At 45.6% G+C, this 18684-nt stretch carries 21 protein-coding genes; 14 read left to right on the top strand and 7 right to left on the bottom strand.

From position 1 onward, the window contains the following. Positions 1 to 9 precede the first annotated feature (9 nt). Both QUB68_RS15865 and QUB68_RS15860 read right to left on the bottom strand, forming a co-directional pair. On the bottom strand, positions 10 to 1020 hold the full coding sequence (locus QUB68_RS15865) for a hypothetical protein (RefSeq protein WP_332994082.1): 1011 nt from the start codon (positions 1018 to 1020) through the stop codon (positions 10 to 12). Further along, positions 1013 to 3046 carry a hypothetical protein gene (locus tag QUB68_RS15860; protein WP_332994079.1) on the bottom strand — a complete coding sequence of 678 codons (2034 nt, stop codon included), beginning with the start codon at positions 3044 to 3046 and terminating at the stop codon, positions 1013 to 1015. Before QUB68_RS15860 ends, QUB68_RS15865 begins: the two co-directional genes overlap by 8 nt. A gap of 53 nt (positions 3047 to 3099) precedes the next feature. Here QUB68_RS15860 and QUB68_RS15855 point away from each other — a divergent pair, with 53 nt between their 5' ends. From QUB68_RS15855 to QUB68_RS15825, 7 genes are all read left to right on the top strand, one after another. Beyond that, positions 3100 to 3285: a type II toxin-antitoxin system HicB family antitoxin gene (locus QUB68_RS15855; RefSeq protein ID WP_332994077.1), complete on the top strand. Its 186-nt coding sequence runs from the start codon at positions 3100 to 3102 to the stop codon at positions 3283 to 3285. A 36-nt stretch (positions 3286 to 3321) separates the two neighbouring features. Next, positions 3322 to 3564 (top strand): type II toxin-antitoxin system HicB family antitoxin, encoded by a 243-nt coding sequence (locus QUB68_RS15850; RefSeq protein WP_332994074.1) that lies wholly within the window; start codon positions 3322 to 3324, stop codon positions 3562 to 3564. Continuing rightward, on the top strand, positions 3557 to 3763 hold the full coding sequence (locus QUB68_RS15845) for a type II toxin-antitoxin system HicA family toxin (RefSeq protein ID WP_106148795.1): 207 nt from the start codon (positions 3557 to 3559) through the stop codon (positions 3761 to 3763). The genes QUB68_RS15850 and QUB68_RS15845 overlap by 8 nt, the downstream gene beginning before the upstream one ends. Beyond that, positions 3760 to 3990: a type II toxin-antitoxin system HicB family antitoxin gene (locus QUB68_RS15840; RefSeq protein WP_332994070.1), complete on the top strand. Its 231-nt coding sequence runs from the start codon at positions 3760 to 3762 to the stop codon at positions 3988 to 3990. The genes QUB68_RS15845 and QUB68_RS15840 overlap by 4 nt, the downstream gene beginning before the upstream one ends. 68 nt (positions 3991 to 4058) lie before the next feature. Beyond that, a complete protein-coding gene (locus tag QUB68_RS15835; protein ID WP_332994069.1) occupies positions 4059 to 4280 on the top strand; it encodes a type II toxin-antitoxin system HicB family antitoxin in 222 nt (73 codons plus the stop codon). Between the two features lie 341 nt (positions 4281 to 4621). Beyond that, a complete protein-coding gene (locus QUB68_RS15830) occupies positions 4622 to 5089 on the top strand; it encodes a helix-turn-helix domain-containing protein (RefSeq protein WP_332994066.1) in 468 nt (155 codons plus the stop codon). Between the two features lies 1 nt (position 5090). Next, positions 5091 to 5657 (top strand): PIN domain-containing protein, encoded by a 567-nt coding sequence (locus QUB68_RS15825; protein WP_332994064.1) that lies wholly within the window; start codon positions 5091 to 5093, stop codon positions 5655 to 5657. Between the two features lie 68 nt (positions 5658 to 5725). Here the strand turns inward: QUB68_RS15825 and QUB68_RS15820 are convergent, their stop codons facing one another. After that, positions 5726 to 7255, bottom strand: coding sequence for a YifB family Mg chelatase-like AAA ATPase (locus QUB68_RS15820; RefSeq protein WP_332994060.1), 1530 nt, complete (start codon positions 7253 to 7255; stop codon positions 5726 to 5728). Between the two features lie 224 nt (positions 7256 to 7479). On the opposite strand from QUB68_RS15820, the gene QUB68_RS15815 reads away from it, so the two are divergent. The 3 genes from QUB68_RS15815 to lnt all read left to right on the top strand — a co-directional run bounded on the left by QUB68_RS15815 (position 7480) and on the right by lnt (position 11691). Then, the gene (locus QUB68_RS15815; RefSeq protein ID WP_332994058.1) at positions 7480 to 7827 is read left to right on the top strand and encodes a histidine triad nucleotide-binding protein; all 348 of its coding nucleotides are present in this window, start codon (positions 7480 to 7482) and stop codon (positions 7825 to 7827) included. Between the two features lie 670 nt (positions 7828 to 8497). Further along, positions 8498 to 9580 (top strand): photosystem II q(b) protein, encoded by a 1083-nt coding sequence (gene psbA / locus QUB68_RS15810; RefSeq protein WP_332994057.1) that lies wholly within the window; start codon positions 8498 to 8500, stop codon positions 9578 to 9580. 359 nt (positions 9581 to 9939) lie between these two features. Then, entirely contained in the window at positions 9940 to 11691 is a 1752-nt protein-coding gene (lnt, locus tag QUB68_RS15805) for an apolipoprotein N-acyltransferase (protein WP_442923095.1), read from the top strand. 129 nt (positions 11692 to 11820) lie between these two features. On the opposite strand, the gene QUB68_RS15800 is transcribed toward lnt, so the two are convergent. After that, positions 11821 to 12726: a bestrophin family protein gene (locus QUB68_RS15800; RefSeq protein WP_332994055.1), complete on the bottom strand. Its 906-nt coding sequence runs from the start codon at positions 12724 to 12726 to the stop codon at positions 11821 to 11823. Positions 12727 to 13048: 322 nt separating this feature from the next. Between QUB68_RS15800 and recJ the strand changes: the two genes are divergently transcribed. Next, positions 13049 to 15124 (top strand): single-stranded-DNA-specific exonuclease RecJ, encoded by a 2076-nt coding sequence (recJ, locus tag QUB68_RS15795; RefSeq protein WP_332994053.1) that lies wholly within the window; start codon positions 13049 to 13051, stop codon positions 15122 to 15124. 88 nt (positions 15125 to 15212) lie between these two features. Here the strand turns inward: recJ and psb30 are convergent, their stop codons facing one another. Beyond that, on the bottom strand, positions 15213 to 15353 hold the full coding sequence (psb30, locus tag QUB68_RS15790) for a photosystem II reaction center protein Ycf12/Psb30 (protein WP_332994051.1): 141 nt from the start codon (positions 15351 to 15353) through the stop codon (positions 15213 to 15215). Between the two features lie 213 nt (positions 15354 to 15566). Between psb30 and QUB68_RS15785 the strand changes: the two genes are divergently transcribed. The 3 genes from QUB68_RS15785 (at position 15567) to QUB68_RS15775 (ending at position 16820) form a co-directional block, all read left to right on the top strand. Beyond that, complete coding sequence (locus QUB68_RS15785) at positions 15567 to 15935, top strand: YkgJ family cysteine cluster protein (protein ID WP_332994049.1); 369 nt, start codon at positions 15567 to 15569, stop codon at positions 15933 to 15935. A gap of 77 nt (positions 15936 to 16012) precedes the next feature. Continuing rightward, positions 16013 to 16336: a hypothetical protein gene (locus tag QUB68_RS15780; protein ID WP_332994046.1), complete on the top strand. Its 324-nt coding sequence runs from the start codon at positions 16013 to 16015 to the stop codon at positions 16334 to 16336. Between the two features lie 196 nt (positions 16337 to 16532). After that, positions 16533 to 16820: a YggT family protein gene (locus tag QUB68_RS15775; RefSeq protein WP_106149207.1), complete on the top strand. Its 288-nt coding sequence runs from the start codon at positions 16533 to 16535 to the stop codon at positions 16818 to 16820. A gap of 255 nt (positions 16821 to 17075) precedes the next feature. Here the strand turns inward: QUB68_RS15775 and QUB68_RS15770 are convergent, their stop codons facing one another. Next, positions 17076 to 17507, bottom strand: coding sequence for a hypothetical protein (locus tag QUB68_RS15770; RefSeq protein ID WP_332994043.1), 432 nt, complete (start codon positions 17505 to 17507; stop codon positions 17076 to 17078). 196 nt (positions 17508 to 17703) lie between these two features. Then, positions 17704 to 18681 carry a shikimate dehydrogenase gene (locus QUB68_RS15765; protein WP_332994139.1) on the bottom strand — a complete coding sequence of 326 codons (978 nt, stop codon included), beginning with the start codon at positions 18679 to 18681 and terminating at the stop codon, positions 17704 to 17706. Positions 18682 to 18684: the final 3 nt, after the last annotated feature.

Genomic DNA, 18684 nt, shown 5'->3' with positions numbered 1-18684 from the left:
ATTACCTCACTATGTTATACTTAAAGATTGCTGTAAAAGTGTTTGCCCTAATTTAGCTGCGGTCATTTCTGCTATTTGAGGCGGAACAGCGGTGAATAAATTAAATCCCTGAATTGGCGGCAGAACACGCGGCATTTTTTCATATTTTGGTGCATAACCAGAACAAAGGGTTAAGGCTCTTTCTAAAAGTCGCGGCAGGTTAGCGCTAGCGGGTACTGCCATAGTGAATCTGCGTTTGTCGTAGATAAGAACATTCCGCCGCAGTGCTTTGAGAATAGCATACCTTCCCCAATCGAGGTCTATTTCCGCACACTTTGCATCTTGCCACAGATAGTAAACTTTGGTGTTTCGTGATGGGTGACTGTATTGGCTAAGGCGAAGGGGGCAATCGGTTTCTTTTATGGATTGAAATTGTAAAGAAATCGGGTCAAAGGTTTTGCTCTGCCAGTTGAGTTCTGTGTAATTATACCATTCGAGGGTAGCTAAGTAATCGTCAATACTGGCGGCAAAATTCAGCAAAGACCAAGCAGAAGGGGTTTCCATGAATGGTATTTTAAGGGAATTGCCGATCGCCTGTAATTCGCTCACATCCTCTGCTTGTACAGCCACTCGCTTAGGTATCAGCCCTAATTCACTGGATTGTTCTGTGACTTCCAGCTTGATGTGATGTCCCACCGACTGACAAGCATTTGATAATTGTTGGATAGTATTGGGCGATCGCGCTCCTGCTAAAATGGCTTGAGGAAAGCCAGTACAAGGCAACCGCACCAAAACTGGAGGAGCAGCATAAACCTTATTCTTGCTGCTATCATCGCTAAAATTAAAGTCACAGTGACCCAGAGAATCGAGGGCGCGAATTGCTTGCAATCTTTTATTCTTAATTCCGTCTTTGTCTGTGTTTTCCTCCTTCACACCCGTCTCAAGATTATATAAATAATCAAAGGTTTCCTTAAAGGATAGCCAAGCAAGTTCCTTTTTTGCTGAAATAACGTAGAGCAGTTTTTCGCTAGTTTCAGACACGTTCTGCCTCCTTTTGAAATTTTTTCCACAATACTCTTAACTCTTGTCGATCGGGCGGGGAAATTATCTTGCGATCGTGCCACAATATTTCTTTCCACTCCCGCATTTTCTTGCGGTTTCTGCACTTGGATATTGCCGGTTCTGAGTCGGATAAATTAGTGCCACAAAACATTACTTGACCGCGATGGCGACCTTTGGAAATAGCCCAAACAGGCTCCCAATCTGTAGGCAGCGATTCCCCAGGCAAAGTTACTATTTGACCTGCTTGTTTGCCTACAAATAAGATCCGCTGCTTTCCTTGTATTGGCAAACAAGTGTTGAAGTTAAAGGGAGGGAAATCAACAACATTCTGCACCAATGCACCTGCAACGCCCGCGGTTCCATTATCTGCGTGAGTCAGGCGATACCCGAAGCGATCGAACTGTGGCGCGTTGCTTTGGGATGGCAAAGAATAGTTTTCTACTAATAACAGAGAACAGCGCCTGATAATATCCTCTCCACTGCGTGCTTCAATTAGCAACTTCGTTTCCGCTGGAGTATCGGCTGGCAGTTCATAATTACCTGCTGAGTTTCTGCTATCTAATAGCTGATTATTGCAATATACTTTTATTGATTCGCTACCACCTTGTAAAAATAATTTTGGCGGGGCAAAGTTAAAGAACTTATTGCCTCTTTCCAGGCGGATTCCTCCAGCTAACTCTAGCCGTACATTAGTCGGGAAAGCTAAGATTGGGTATTCTTGTTTAATGAGTTCGTCACTGCAAGCAGCCTGCGCTTTGAACAAGTGCCACCCACTGGGCAAACCATCTATTATTTGCAACTTTTCAAAGCCTTGACAGCTCAATTTTCCCCATTTTGTCAGCAATTCTAAACACTCTTGATGAGCCGCTAAATAAAATGGCTTTTGAGTGGGCAACTGTCGCACTTCCACTAAACCGGGCAATCCCTCAGTCTCTCCCTTAACGAATACTCGAATGGGCGATGCTGGCAGTTTAAAACACCATTTAGAGTCAGCCGATCGCATTTTTACACCTTCCCGCCAATTAAAGTCTGAAGCAGAAACCGTTTTTCCGTCTGATTCAGATATTAATGTTGAAGACCAAACACTGCTATATTCGGAACAGGAAAAGGATTGAGAATTATCTTCTAAAGATAACAAAAAATCGTCTTCAGGAAATTCGTGTTTGGTACTGCAACGCAAGCTTAGGGTAGCGCGTTTGGCAATTGAATCGAGTTTACAGCACAATCTCAAGATTCCGTAAATCTGCGTTCGATCATAAAGTTCAGCAGTTCCATCCCAATCGCGCAATTCATCAATAATCCATTCGAGCAATGCTTGGCGAATTTCGTCGCTGTCTCTGGTTTCTTTTAACAAATCCAGCGTCCGTTTTCGCAGTTGTGTGCGGCCGTGTTTGGCTAATAAAAGTGCGATCGCTCCCTCAGCGGGATATGAAATAGGATCTAAGTCAGCAGCGGCAAAAATAGCAGGGAGTGCGCGACGTTCTTTTTCAGTCAAGAGAGTTTGGGCGATCGGCAGTCCAATGTGCTTTCTCTTGCCAATGCTGTGGCTGTTAAAGATACCCAATTCGCCAGATTTGTCTTCATTAGACCACTTTTCTAAATCTTCCCAGAGTTTCGACATCCTGTCAAATGAAGGATACTGCCCTGTGGTAGGTTCTTCGCCTAGTAATGTTCGCAAGCGCGGATAGTAAGAATGGGTGGCAAAAGTTCCTTCAATACCGGCTGCTAAGACAAATAGCGCTAAATAAGCGATATAAGGCGGATAGTCTAATTCTCGCTGCTGCCAATTATCACGGCTTTGTAAGGCTTTCACGCACAAACCCTGCCTTGTCACCCCATGAGGCCCTGTTTTGATAGCTGCAATAAAATCTGAGAAATCAGCACCGCTTTCTTGACCAATACCCGTTATGAGTTCCTCTGTGACATACAGGTGAACGCTGCGCCCTGCCATTTCATTTTTGAAAAAATGAGCTGCGATTGAATTATTCCATTTTAAATAATCCATTTTTATATTTCATATAATTTAAGTGAGCTTGGTAATTTTAAGTATTATAGCCCATGAATAGCCATTATAGTCCGATCGTCCAATGGTCAAAAGAAGATCGAGTTTTTGTTGTCTGCTTGCGTAAATTTACTGAGTTTTTGCAGCCTTGCACTCACGGTCACACTTACGAGGAAACCGCCAAACACGGACAAGAATTGTTACAAACATTATTTAGAGAAGTTAGTCAACGAAACAATTGAGGTGCTTAGGGAAATCGAAGCAGAGGAGACAGAATCATGAAATATACAGTTGTTATCCACTGGTCAGAGGGCGATCGATGCTTTATCGTGTTTTTGCCGGAATTTGAGGATGTAATGCAGCCTGTAACTCACGGAGATTCTTATGAAGAAGCTATCTACAATGCGCGAGAGGTTATGGCATTACTAATCGAGAGTTGTCAAGCTGAAGGTAAACCATTGCCAGCAACTAAGAAGCTAGAACGATTATTTCAATCTACGCTACAATTCACTCATGCCTAAAAAGATCAGAGAATTAAAAAGCCTATTACTAAAAGCAGGGTTTACTTACCGACAGGGAAAGGGCAGTCACACTGTATGGGAACACCCTTTATTACCTGAAAAAATTACACTGTCAGGTAATGATGGCGATGATGCACCAAATTATCATGAAAAAAGAGTAATATCGGATTTGCAGAAGCTGAAGGAGATAGAAGAATGAATAGCCATTACAGTCTCATCATCGAGTGGTCAGAAGAAGATAAACTTTTTGTTGTCAGCTTACCTGAGTTTACCGATGTCATGCAGCCTTGCACTCACGGACACACTTACGAGGAAGCAGCAAAACACGGACAAGAATTGTTAGAAACATTGATTGAACTCTATCAAGAAGATGGCAAACCTCTACCAGAACCTCAGACCTTGGGGAAACGATTACAGATTGCGTAATTTTTTAATATCAAGAGATAGCGAACCACAATCGAGGAGTACGCTCTCACAATTGAGGATGATGAACCATGAAAGACTATCACATAAATATTTTCTACAGCAGCGAAGACGAGGGTTATATTACGGATATTCCTGACTTAAAATACTGCTCTGCTTTTGGTGAAACTCCAGAAGCAGCTTTGCAGGAAGTACAGATTACTAAAGCAGCATGGCTAGAAGCTGCAAAAGCTGAGGGAAAAACCATTCCTGAACCTAAATATCGACCTGCAATCTATCAAGTTATGACTTGAAAAACGATCGCAAATAATATCACTCAATCCGATCGATTGTACGGTACTGAAAAGCCTCCCCCACATAGTTAGCAGTTAGTACGGTGTTCACACGGCACACCTTGCTACAAATTTTAATATTTCGTTTGTTTCGGATATTGCGTTTGTGACGCGAAAAGTGTTATCGTGAAAACAACTGAGTATGTGCCGGAAGAGTTATACACGGGTAGCCAGAAACCGGGTTTTTTACGAAAATACATCGTTACAGCCCGCAGATTCTCGAAAAAACCCGGTTTCTTTAGCCGGAGTGCGATCGCGAACTACATAAATCAAACAAAAACACATCAAAAGAGAGACTTGCTATGTTGAAGCAAAAAGAGTCCCCAGAGTCGGTTTTGATTCCAGAACAAGAAAAAGAATCAATAGCCCAATTAGACCAGATTCTCAGCCTCGAATCTTCACAACTAAAATTAGTGGCAAGTAATGGAGAAGAAATTGCCATTCCCGAATCAGTTTACACTGTACTCGGTCAAGTTGTGCGCGCAATGGCATCAGGTCAAGCTATTTCCATCGTGCGTCACAATCGCGAACTAACAACACAGGAATCTGCTAACATTCTTAATGTTTCGCGACCATTTTTAGTCAAATTACTGGAAAACGGAGAAATTCCCCATATCAAAGTTGGTTCCCATCGGCGTATACTTTTCCAAGATTTAATGACCTACAAGGAACAGCGAAAAGTCAAGCGCCGCCAAGGACTTAAGGAACTAACTCAATTTCTGCAAGATGAGGGTTTTTACGAAGAATCTATATCCAATTTAGCTGATTAATATGGACATTCTTTATGTTGTTTTAGATTCCTGTGTCATTTTCCCTATGCCTTTATGCGATACGCTACTGTGTGCTGCGGAGGCTGAGTTATACAGCGTTTATTTTTCACAAGAAATTCTAGATGGTGCTACTCGCAATCTTGTAAAAAAACGAAGAATGACAGAGATTAAAGCAGCACGTTTTCAGGCGATGATCAAGAACACTTTTACTGAAGCAATGATCGAAGTGCCTGCACGTTTGGTGGAAGCAATGACAAATCATCCGGGCGATCGTCATGTTGTAGCTGCTGCTATCATTGCAAAGGCTCAGATTATTGTCACAGATAACCTCAAACACTTCCCAACGGAGGCTTTGGAACCTTATGGCATTGAGGCACAGCACCCGGATGTATTTCTGACTGAGCTTTTCGATCGAGATCCAGAGTCGATGGTTGAGATAATCAGGAAGCAGTTTGAGGGTTTAAAACCACCACCTCATACTGTTAATGAACTTCTTGATAACTTAGAAAATAATAATCGAGTTCCAGAATTTGCTAACAGAGTTCGCCTAAGAATTCACGAGCCATAAAAAGTTTAAAAATATCCTCAAACTGCTCGATCGGCAATTGTGGAAACTCAATCATTATCAGAATAATTCTACTGCATCCGATCGATCGTCCGATACTGCACCGCCTCACCCACATGATTAGTTTTCAGGCTGTCATCCCCCGATAAATCCGCAATAGTTCTAGCAACCTTCAAAATTCGATCGCTAGCCCGCGCCGAAAGCCCCAACTTCCGAATCGCCATCTCCAATAAATTCCGCGAAGCATCATCCAACTGACACCAAGTGTTAATATGGCTGCTTTGCATCTCCGCATTACACCGCAAGCCAGATTCCGACTTAAAACGGTTAGTCGCAATCGCCCGCGCCTTCTGAACCCTCACCCGCACGGGTTCCGACTCCTCACCCGTCGGCTGTCGCGTAATTTCCTCCGGTTTCAAACGATTAACCGCCACTTGCAAATCAATCCGATCCATCAAAGGCCCCGAAAGCTTTGCCCAATATTGCTCCCTCTTTTGCGGCGAACAAGTACACTGTTGGATAGAATCGCCGTAATAACCGCAAGCGCAAGGATTCGTACTTGCAACTAAAGTGAATTGAGCCGGAAACATTACCGATTGTCTAGTCCGAGAAATCGTCACATAACCATCTTCCAACGGCTGCCGCAAAAACTCTAAAACATCTCTTTTAAACTCAGTTAATTCATCCAAAAAAAGGATACCGCGATGTGCTAAAGAAATTTCACCCGGACGCGGAAAACTGCCGCCGCCGACAAGAGAAGGCCCCGATGCTGAATGGTGAGGACTGCGAAAAGGCCGATCGCTCACCAGCATACCCTTATCCTTCAACAACCCAGCCACCGAATGAATTTGAGTCACATCCAAAGCTTCATCAAACGTCAGCGGTGGCAAAATCCCCGGCAAACGTCTCGCCAGCATAGTCTTACCGCTCCCTGGCGGCCCCACAAAAATTAAATTGTGTCCCCCCGCCGCCGCAATTTCCAAAGCCCGCCGCGCGTGAATTTGCCCCTTTACATCCTTTAAATCTAGACCGGGAAACCGCGTTTTTGCTAATTCTTGTCTGCCGTTTACTTCTACGGGCGAATAAGCTTGAGGCTTGTTCAAAAAATCAGTAACTTCAAATATATTATCAAAACCGTAAACAGATATTCCTTGTACTAAAGCCGCTTCCGTCGCATTTGCCGCTGGTACAACCAATCCCGAAATACCCATTTTGGCAGCAGCAGCGGCGATCGGCAAAACCCCCGCCACAGGCCGCAAACTCCCGTCTAAAGAGAGTTCCCCCAAAAACAAATGATCTCCCAAAAGCTCGGCGCTGACTTGTTCCGATGCTGCTAAAATGCCAATGGCGATCGGCAAATCAAAACTCGGCCCTTCCTTTCGCAAATCCGCCGGAGTCAAATTAATCACAATACTCCGCATCGGAAAAGCATATCCCGAATTTTTTAGCGTAGCCTTAACCCTTTCTTTAGCTTCTTGCACCGCCGAATCGGGCAATCCCACCACCACAATTTTCGGCAGTCCCCCCGATACATCAGCCTCGACACCCACCTTTACCGCGTCAATTCCTACGATCGATGCACTCCAAACCCTAGCAAGCATTTTTTTATCCTTAATTTGCCTGTCTTTGATTCATCATATATTATGATTAACAATGACTAATGAATATCGGAAGAAGCAAGAAAAACTTTTCCTTGCCTCTTCCTTTTCTCCCCTTCCTTCTCTCCTCCTGCCTCTTCCCCCTTCTGCCTTCCGCCTTCCGTCTTCCCTGAAAATTTATCCGTTACATCCGTTACAACATCCGTTGCCGAACTTCGTTAACACCCATGACAACTCAAGAAACGCTTTTCAGCAAAATCATCCGCAAAGAGATTCCCGCAGACATAGTTTATGAGGACGACTTAGCCCTAGCCTTCAGAGATATCCATCCGCAAGCGCCCGTCCACATCCTAGTCATTCCCAAAAAACCTATTCCCAAATTAGCAGATGCCAACTCTGGAGATCTTGCTCTGATGGGACACCTGCTGCTGACTGTCAAGCTGGTAGCAGAACAACTCGGACTCAGCAACGGCTATCGCGTCGTGATTAATACTGGTAGCGACGGCGGCCAAACTGTAGATCACCTGCACCTTCACATTCTCGGCGGACGACACATGAACTGGCCCCCAGGCTAAAGGCTAATTTTGACGCACAACTTACGAACTCATCCTCAGAAACCCGGTTTATGGCTATTGCAAAGCGCCTCATAAACTGGGTTTTTAGTTAATGAATCCGGTTGATGGGGAATTGTTGACAATAGACTTGAATTGCAAAAATAATTAGGACGGGCTAGAAGCCCATCCCACAAATTTTTTTTCTTGTGGGATGGGCTTCTAGCCCGTCCTAAAATTTAATTAAAAGAACTGTTGCAATCTTGTCTAATGCAGCCCGATCGCACAATCACCCAATTTCCAGTATTCTCCAGATAAAAATTTACCCTCGCCTAATCCACCGATGATATGTGAATAAATATTAAAAATAATCTGTTCAATACCTAATTAAGAGATCTTGAAATAGAAAGGCGATCGACCTGAACAACAGTAATTGAATTCAACTGCTGAATAAACCTACAGATAATAGATTCAGCTCTTCTGTCCGCTGTATTTAACCGTATTACTTATGTAACATTACTTTGCAAATAACTACAAATATTCACTAAAAATCAATGTTTGTAAATGTTTGTAAAATGTTTTAATTGTCAGCACTAAACCCTTGGCAAACTTTAGTGAATGGTGTTAGTAATATATCAACGTGGGGCATCCCCACAACGAACATTGAAAATTTAATTAAGCAATCATAAAACCAATGACAACAACCGTAGAACGTCGCGAAAGTGCTAACGTTTGGGAACGGTTCTGTGGCTGGGTAACTAGCACAGATAACCGGATTTATGTGGGCTGGTTCGGGACGATCATGATCCCAACTCTGCTGACCGCCACCACCTGCTACATCATTGCCTTTGTGGCAGCTCCTCCTGTGGATATCGACGGCATCCGCGAACCAGTTGCTGGTTCCTTGATGTTCGGTAACAACATCATCACTGGTGCTGTTGTTCCTTCTTCAAATGCGATCGGGCTTCACTTCTATCCCATCTGGGAAGCAGCCTCTTTAGACGAGTGGTTGTACAACGGCGGCCCTTACCAGCTCGTAATTTTCCACTTCCTCATCGGCATTTTTTGCTACATGGGCCGTCAGTGGGAACTCAGCTACCGCTTAGGAATGCGTCCTTGGATCTGCGTGGCTTACTCCGCACCTGTGGCATCTGCTACCGCAGTATTCTTGATTTACCCGATCGGACAAGGCAGCTTTTCTGACGGTATGCCCCTGGGAATCAGCGGCACATTCAACTTCATGATCGTGTTCCAAGCCGAACACAACATCCTGATGCACCCCTTCCATATGTTGGGAGTTGCGGGTGTCTTCGGTGGCGCACTGTTCTCAGCCATGCACGGTTCTCTGGTTACCTCTTCTTTGGTTCGCGAAACAACCGAAACCGAATCTTTGAACTACGGTTACAAATTCGGTCAAGAAGAAGAAACCTACAACATCGTTGCAGCCCACGGCTACTTCGGTCGTTTAATTTTCCAATACGCCAGCTTTAACAACAGCCGTTCCTTGCACTTCTTGTTAGGTGCGTGGCCAGTTGTCGGCATCTGGTTTACCGCTTTAGGTATTTCCACGATGGCGTTTAACCTCAACGGTTTCAACTTTAACCAATCGATTCTCGACTCCCAAGGTCGCGTCATCAACACTTGGGCGGATGTCATCAACCGCGCCAACTTGGGTATGGAAGTCATGCACGAGCGCAACGCTCACAACTTCCCCCTCGACTTGGCCGCCGGTGCTGTCACCCCAGTAGCAATGGTTGCTCCTGCCATCAACGGCTAAGTTTAGCTTTTGATTGACAAAAAGCGCTCTCTCCAAACGAGGGCGCTTTTTGTTTTGGCAAGTATAACTTAAGAGATTGATTTTTGATATTATTTCCGCTGTAACGACCACAACAAAATTGGTTTGATCGTTCGGACTTGAGTCCGCATCCATAACTTAGGACTAAAGTCCGAAGGATCAAACAGTTAATTGACCGGACATGATATATTGATTAAGAATTATTCAATTTGGCAATCATCAAAGTGGCGATATTTAAAAGATTTAAAGTTGAAAAACTCGCGGTTGGGAAATCTCAAATATTAAGCTGGGCGATTCCCTACGGGATAGCTCCGCTTCACGCACTTTGCAGCGGTATTTTGATGGCATTGACAACAGCACCATTCAATGCTTGGCTCTTAGCTTGGGTAGCATTAGTTCCCCTCTGGGTTTTGGTTGTCAGTTATCAACTACCAATAATCAAAGAAAAAAAACACAAATTTCTTTTTCTTCCTTCCTTCGGCTACGCTCAGGACAAGTCTTCCTCCCATCCGTTAAATCCGTTAAATCCGTTACATAATCCGTTGCCGAACTTCCTTCTTCCTTCTCTTTGGGGAATTGGCTATCACGGATTAGCCTTATCTTGGATTATGGGAATACACCCGATGACTTGGTTGGGAGTTCCTTGGTGGCCGAGTTTGGCGATCGCACTTTTTTGCTGGACATTCATCACCCTCTGGGGAGCCGCATTAGTCACCGTTTGGGCGTGGCTATTTGTAATTCTCAACTCCCTCACTGTACCAGGGGAAAATCTAACTCTTAACTCCCCCCCTTTACAAGGGGGGGCTGGGGGGGGTAAAGCTAAATTTTCAGCGTTAACCCGCGTTTTAATTGGCACAGCTTTGTGGTGCGCCTTAGAAAGTCTTTGGAGTTCCACTCCTTTGTGGTGGACATCACTATCTTACACCCAAAGCCCGCACAATTTAGCAATATTGCACCTCGGTCAGCTCTCCGGGCCCAGCGCAGTAACAGCAGCTATTGTAGCAGTAAATGGCTTAATTGCCGAAGCTTTTATCGAAGGAAGTTCGGCAACGGATTCTGTAACGGATGTAACGGATGTAACGGATGTAACGGATCGATGGAAGCAGGAGGGAGGAAGAGGGAAGAAGCAAGAAAGAAGAAAGAAGAATTGGATAGCTTATATTTTGCCTGCGAGTTTGTTTTTAGTTTTGCATATTGTCGGCTGGAGTTTGTACAATCGCCCCTTAATTCAAGAGGCGGGAACAGCTTTAAAAATTGGGATTATTCAAGGGAATATTCCTAACGATATTAAGTTTGACTCAGGGGGTTGGCGGCGCGCTTTGGAAGGTTACACGGCTGGATACAAACAGTTAGCAGATAGAGGAGTCGATGCTGTGTTACTTCCAGAGACAGCTTTGCCTTTTATCTGGACAAACGAGTATCAGCGTTCTACTCTTTCCTTTTACCAAGCTATTCTGGAACGTGGTGTTCTGGCTTGGGTTGGAGGATTCGGACAGGAAGGAGATAGCATGACGAACAGCTTATTGGCGATCGACAAAACAGGAGAAATCATCAGCCGCTACGATAAACTCAAGCTAGTGCCCTTAGGTGAATACATCCCTTTTTACGAAATCTTAGGCGGGATTATCAACCGGCTGTCTCCCTTAGATGCACATTTAGTACCAGGTAACTCAAAACAATTGTTTGATACACCGTTTGGCCGCGCCATTGTCGGAATTTGTTACGATTCTGCCTTTGCTGAAAATTTCCGATATCAGGCGGCGCAGGGAGGCGAATTTATGCTCACAGCTTCCAACAATGCCCATTACAAACCGCCGATGCTGGCTCAGCATCACGCTTTGGATGTGATGCGGGCAATTGAAACTGATCGGTGGGCTGCGATCGCAACTAATACAGGTTATTCTGCTTTTGTCAATCCTCGCGGCGAGACGGTTTGGAAGTCGGGAATTAATACCTATGAAGTCCGAGATGCTACTATTTATCGGCGCAAAACTCAGACTTTGTACGTGCGCTGGGGCGATCGGCTGACACCTTTATTGTTGGTTTGGGCGGGGTTAATGGGGTTGATTAGCCGTAATAAAAAGTGTTCGTAGTGAGGACTTCAGTCCTCCTAAAATTCAGAGGACTGAAGTCCTCACTACGAACCAATTTTCTAGTAGTTGTTTTAGCGAAAACTATCTTATTTGTGACCCGCCCCTACAGTTCACTAATGACGGATCGTTCTACTTTTCTTTTACGCGATCGTGAACGCTAGGAGATAAAGTAATTAAATCGTCGATATTGCGCTGCATGGCAGCACAAATATTATCCAAAGGCAAATCATTGGCATCGTGCCCGAAAGGATTTTCGATTTCAATGCCGATTTCTTCGATGCCGAACAAAGTAAAACTAATTAAAGCCACAACTGGGCCGGTTCCCCAAGTCAAATCGTTCACCATTTGAAAGGGCAGCGCCAAACAGTAAAGCAACAATAGCTGCTTCAGGTGAATCGCGTAAGCCAAAGGAATAGGCGTTTTCAAAATCCGCTCGCAGCCGCCTAATACATCAATCATAGAGTTGAGCAACTCCTTCATAGCAGTTAACTGATAGACATCGAGGCAATTGCGCTCGTACTGCTCGTGCAAATAATCCTCAATCCAAAAGGCAATTTCTAACGGCGGATTGTTCATTGATTTGAGTTTTTGGTACTGCGATGCGGACATTAATGGCTCTAATTCTGGATTTACTGATTCTTGCCGCAAATGCAATTTCATCGCCACTGCAAAGGCAGGTAACAGGCGCAGGGCTGACTTTTTGAGTGCGATATCCTGCTGGTCTTTTTCCTCAATTGCTACCCAGATTTGGCGCGCTAAATTGCGGACGTTGTTGACTAAAGTTCCCCATAATTTCCGACCTTCCCAAAATCGCTCGTAGGCTGTATTTGTCCGAAACACTAACAGTAAACCCAGCACAATACTCGGTACAATACTCGACAAAATTGGCAAAGAAACTGGCAATTTCCAAAAATGCAGCAGGGCAATAAAAAATCCAAAGCCGCCGCACAGCAAAACGCGGGGGAAAATTGAGGGAATGACGGAGCCCCGAACCTGTAATGCAATTTTAAACCACGTCGGTCGATCGACACTCATGCAAGTCTCCTCATAAAATTAAATTCGCCCTCTGCGCCCAAAGTCTATTTTCGATTTTCGATGGACTCCACAGATGCAATCTGGGGGTTGGAACTTTGGTCTAAGTTTTTTTTACTCTCCGCAACTCCTATCGGGCGCTGCTATGCCTATTTGGGTGCCGTGAGAGCTTCCGAAAAAAGCTTTCCTACTAACAACCTTTGGATTTTACCCAAAAAACTCATCTTTAGGATCTAAATAAAATCTCAAATCTCAAATCTCAAATTGATTGACTGATGTACTTAATTAGGTAAGATTAGCTATATATCTTTAGACGTTAGCTTCCGTGCAAGAGTTACCCACATCTGTGCCCCCGCATTCTCACCGATTGCCGAACCAACGGTGGCAAATTTATTCGCCTCACCCACAGCAAGCCGAACATTTTGCCGCTGAAATCGGTTTGTCGTGCTTGCTGGCACAGGTGCTGATTAACCGGGGCATCGATTCTGTTGAAGAAGTGCAAGGGTTTATCGAACCGGAATCTCTGGTTTTGCCCGCGCCGCTGGATGAGTTTCCCGATTTGGCTGCGAGTGTCAAAATGTTGCGGGAGGCGATTTCGGCAGGGCAGAAAATTGCGATTTGCGGCGACTACGATGCTGACGGGATGACGAGCACGGCTTTGTTGCTGCGAGCTCTCAGGGCTCTGGGGGCGAATGTGGATTATGCTATTCCCAGCCGGATGCGCGAAGGTTACGGGATTAACGATCGCATTGTAGAAGAATTTCACGCCGAAGGTGTCGCTCTGATTCTGACTGTTGACAACGGAATTGCAGCCTACGGCCCGGTGGCGAGAGCGCGAGAACTCGGTGTTAAAGTTATTATTACAGACCACCACGATTTGCCGCCAAAACTGCCGCCGGCCGATGCTATTCTCAACCCGAAATTAATTGCGGAATCTTCGCCTTATCGCGGTTTGGCTGGCGTAGGTGTTGCTTATGTTTTGGCGATTTGTTTAGCTCAGGATATGCAGAAAGTGGGCGGGTTGGTGAATCCGCTGCTGGAATTATTTACTTTGGGAACTATTGCGGATTTGGCGCCTTTGACTGGAGTTAACCGCCGCTGGGTAAAGCGGGGTTTGCGCCTTTTACCTCATTCGCAATTGGCGGGTATTCAGGCTTTGATTCAGGTGGCAGGAGTGCAGGCGGCAAGTGCGGAAACTTTACCTCTTCTAAACTCAAAAACTCAAGCTAATAATACCTTAAAGCCTGAAGATATTGGTTTTCGGTTGGGGCCGCGGATTAATGCTGTGGGGCGGCTGGCTGACCCTCAAATTGTGATAGAGTTGCTGACAACGGACGATCGCGAATTGGCACTCAAGAACGCCATGCAGTGCGAACAAATCAATCAGCGCCGCCAAGAGTTGTGCCAGGAAATTGAGCAGGAAGCGATCGCCTGGTGTGAGAAAAGTGCGATAGATTTGCAGCAGGAACGGGTGTTAGTTGTGGTACAGCCTGGTTGGCACCACGGAGTGATCGGGATTGTAGCATCTCGGTTGCTGGAACGTTACGGCGTACCCGTTTTTATCGGTACTTTTGAAGATGAGGGTGAGGATGTGGGTACAATCATCCGGGGCTCGGCGAGGGGAATTCCTGAGTTTAATGTATTTGACGGGCTGAATTTTTGTGCTGATTTATTAACTAAATTTGGCGGACATAAGGCGGCTGGCGGTTTTTCTATGCCGGCCCAGAATCTCGAAGAATTCCGCCAGCAACTGTCAATTTTTGCCAATCAATGTTTGCAGCCGGAACACCTCAAGCCGCTGGTTTCTGTAGATGTGCGGGCGGATTTGGCTGAGATTAATCTTGACCTTTATCGACAAATTGATGCTCTAGAACCTTGCGGGATTGAAAATAAGGCTCCGGTATTTTGGACACCTAATGTTTGCATAACTGAACAGAAAATTGTTGGGAAAGGAGGTCACGTTAAACTAACTGCAACTCAAGATGAAAAAGGTTCGGCTAGTGTGAAGGGGATTGCGTGGCGTTGGGGGGAATATTTTCCTTTGCCTCGGCGGGTTGATATTGCTTACCGCTTGCGGGAAAATAGTTTTAATGGCAAGACATCGGTTGAGCTGGAATTGTTGGGCGTTCGCTTGCCGGCAAGTGCTGCTAGTTCGAGGCCGCCGATGTTCGGAAAAGTTGAGTTTGATTACTGCGATCGCACTTATTCTTGCAGTCTCTCTCCCGCCGGTGCTCAAGAGGAATTGAGAATTCGCAATTCTCAAGGGCAAGTTTTGGCTGTTGCACCCGGACAAAACATCGGTTTGTTGGGAAACTCCCGCAAGGATGCTAGAGAAATCGATGTATCTTTACCTTTTTTTGAGAATTTGATCCAAACTGCTAAACACGCCCTCGGTATTTGAGCGGAAATTTGGCGATCGAGCTTTGGGAATTTTGCATAATTTAAAACTCAAAACTCCAAATTTCTCGATCGCCCGCAACGTGCTATAATTACAAGTCGCCGCCTTTAGCTGCCAACAGAAAAATCACAATCGGGCCCGAAAGCACGACTGCTGCAAGTAAAGCTACCTGAATAATGAGTTGGTAGTTTACACCGTTCAGGCCGCTGAAAAGATCGGTTATAAAGTCCATGTGTCCTCCTACTGTATTGATTAAGTCTAGATTGTTGATTAGAAAATCCGCTTCTGATTTTACCGGGCGATCGGCCCTATTTTTTAAGGAAGTTTACAAAATTCAACAAAATGTAAAGAACGATCGACCTCCCATTGATAGGGAACCGGGGAATTAATGCCCGTTGTCGGAGTGTTCCCAATCTAAAATCTAAAATCTAAAATCGAACGAACTATGGCTACTTGGCGTTGCATAAAGCAGTGCGGTGCTTGTTGTTACCTAGAACCAACAGAGCGCCCAGACTTAGACGAGTATTTATCTGAAGAGGAATTAAAGCTCTACTTGAGCTTAGTCGGAGATGACGGTTGGTGTATCAATTTTGACAAGAAAACGCGAGAATGCGGAATTTATGACGATCGACCGCGCTTTTGTCGGGTAGACGAGGAGGTGTTTCAGGAAATGTATGGCATTGAGCCTGCGGAGTTGAACGATTTTGCGATCGACTGCTGCTTAGAGCACATTGAAGACCTTTATGGCGATCGATCTTTGGAAATGATCCGCTTCAACTCAGAAGTGGGAATTATCGCCTTACCAGGCAATTAACGCTCACCCTGTTTCTGATTCCAGAGAGAGTGTCAGAATAGACAAATTAAGGAAATATCGCGCAGTTGAGTTGAGCCATGAGCAATCGAGAGGGTTTTACAGGCGGATTTATTGCAGGAGCCGCAGTGGGCGGCTTGGTGGGTGCAGTTTTGGGTGCAGTGCTGTCGCGGCGCGCTGCTGAAGCTATGCTGAGCGAACCTTCTGAAGCCAAGGTAAGAAAGATGCGCCAGCAGAAAGCCAGCCAACTCGAAGCCGAAGGGATGGAAGTAGCTAGGCTGAGTTTGGAAGATAAAATTGCCCAGCTAAATCAGGCCATCGATGACGTGCGGCTGCAACTCGGCGATGTCAATGGGAATTCGCAGGCGCTGGGCGGCGAGGGTTCGATCGCCCCTGACTCCTGAGTCAATTTAAGATTGTAGATTAGTATGGGCGATCGACTTTCACAAGCGAGCGGGACGATCGCACTCCTAACCAACATTTTTACAAAATCGGGATGCTCCCAATGCTCGCACTCTCCCCCATTTCCGCTCTCCCGCAGCTATGCTAAACTTAAAGTTAAAGTGTCTGTAAACTTTACTCAAACTTCAACCAGAATATATGAGTTATTCCATAGGCCTTTTGGCAACCACGCTGTCCACATTTCTGCAAATCTATGTAGTCCTAATGATTTTTAGGGTGCTATTAAGCTGGTTCCCTAATATCAATTGGTACGACCCCCCGTTTTCGATTTTGAGTCAGTTAACAGACCCTTACCTGAATCTATTCCGCTCAATTATTCCCCCCTTAGGAGGGATTGACTTTTCGCCACTGATTGCATTTTTTGTACTTCAGTTCGGCTCGGAATTCTTGATCGGTCTTTTGAGCAGCTTGCAAACAGCATTTTAGTTAAAAAAGCTGAATTTTAACTAAAAGGGTAAATTGTTGGCAGACATAGCTGCTGGCAACTAAAGTTTAGATTTGAGATTTTTAGATGAACTCCCCGCTTGAAAATCCGGGGAGTTCATCGTATATTAGAGATCGGAAACTCAAAGCGACTCAACAATCTCAAATCTCCCCTGAGAAACCGAAACCTGCATGGCGGTTTCTCAACAGCCCAGCCAAAATCTCAAATCAGCAATTCTTTAATCTCAAATACTTTTGTTAGCGGCGAACCACGCCAGTAAAACCTGTAGCTTTAAATTGCTTGAGCTGCAAAGGTGTTCGTTGATTGGCAGCAACCGAAATTCTGAGCTGAAAATCGCTAATTCCGGGAGGAACTTCTTCGATAGAACCCAAGCGAGTGCGGTTTTGCATCACCGGATTCTCGTCGGCATCGTAAATGCGGCCGAAAATATCAGCATTGACAACAGGTTTGCCGCTGCTATTTTCAGCTTTCCCAGTAATCAAAAAGCAGTTAGCTTCCATAGAACTGCCGCTGGTGACTGTTCCTTCTGCCATTTCTGCCGGACATTCGTGATAAGAAAGATCGGAAAGTTTAATCTGCGTCAGAGCCCAAGCAGGTGGAGTGAATACCAAACTAAAAATTCCGATCGCGCAAGTAGCAAAAAAAAGGCTGATAGCTCGAAATTTCATAAATTGCAGCGTAAGTATATTTTAATTCTCAGCTTAGCGCGAATTGATGCTCAAATTCTTAACATCTGTAGGGAAACGGCAGTGCCGTGTCCGGCTCCGGGAGGACACGGCAGTGCCGTTTCCCTACCGCCAAAGAAATCGGATTAGCGCCGGGAGGACACGGCAGTGCCGTGTCCCTACCGTGAGAAAAATCGCATTAATCTAAACCTAAATGCTGCCGCAAGGCTTGGCGCATCACATCAACTGGGACGGATTCTGTATCGAGCCAAATTTTCAAAGCGGCTGCTCCTTGTTGAACTAGCATTTCGAGTCCGTCAATGGCTCGCGCCCCGCGAAGCTGTGCATCCTTGAGAAACTGAGTAGGATTCGGAGTGTAAATTAAATCATAGACGATCGCACCTGCGGAAATTCGATCGAGCGCAGCAGCCGAAACCGGCGACTTTTCCCCGTGCGGGTACATCCCCACAGGAGTTGTGTTCACCAGCAAATCCGCCTGCGAAATTAACATTGACAAATCGTCCCAAGTATGCACCTGCAAATTCTGCACCGGCATCGGAGAAGTTACCCAACTCTGCTGAAATTCCGCTAAATTTGGTGCGCTGCGGCCGACAACGTGAATCTCTGCACATCCCAATTGAGCGCATCCAGCCACAACAGCCCTCGCCGCGCCACCGTTGCCCAAAATTACCGCTACTTTCTGACTCCAATCCGAACCCCCCCTAGCCCCCCCTTGGTAAGGGGGGGGATTAGAAGGAACAGCCCTATCATCGCTGAAAGAGGCAGGTCGATCGTCTTTAGCCCCCCCTTGGCAAGGGGGGGTTGGGGGGGTTTGCAGCGGCGCGAGAAAGCCTTCTACGTCAGTATTTGTGCCGCACCAACCTTGGTCTGTCAGGTATACGGTATTGACTGCGCCGATCGCCCGGGCGATCGGAGAAACCTCCGCCAGCAGCGGTAAGATGGCTTGTTTGTGCGGAATCGTGATGCTAAATCCCCGAAGGTCGATCGCCGCAAATCCTGCAAGCGCAGCTTTTAAATCCCCAGGTTTTACCGGAAACGGCAGGTAAACAAAATCGACTCCCAAATGGGAAATAGCAGCATTGTGCATCGCCGGCGACAGAGAATGTGCGATCGGATGACCAATTACTCCTAACAGTTTAGTAGTGCCTTTAATCATAGT

It is taken from the genome of Microcoleus sp. A006_D1 (assembly GCF_036702805.1).
GTDB lineage: Bacteria > Cyanobacteriota > Cyanobacteriia > Cyanobacteriales > Microcoleaceae > Microcoleus.
This window is presented reverse-complemented; position numbering and strand designations above follow the sequence as displayed.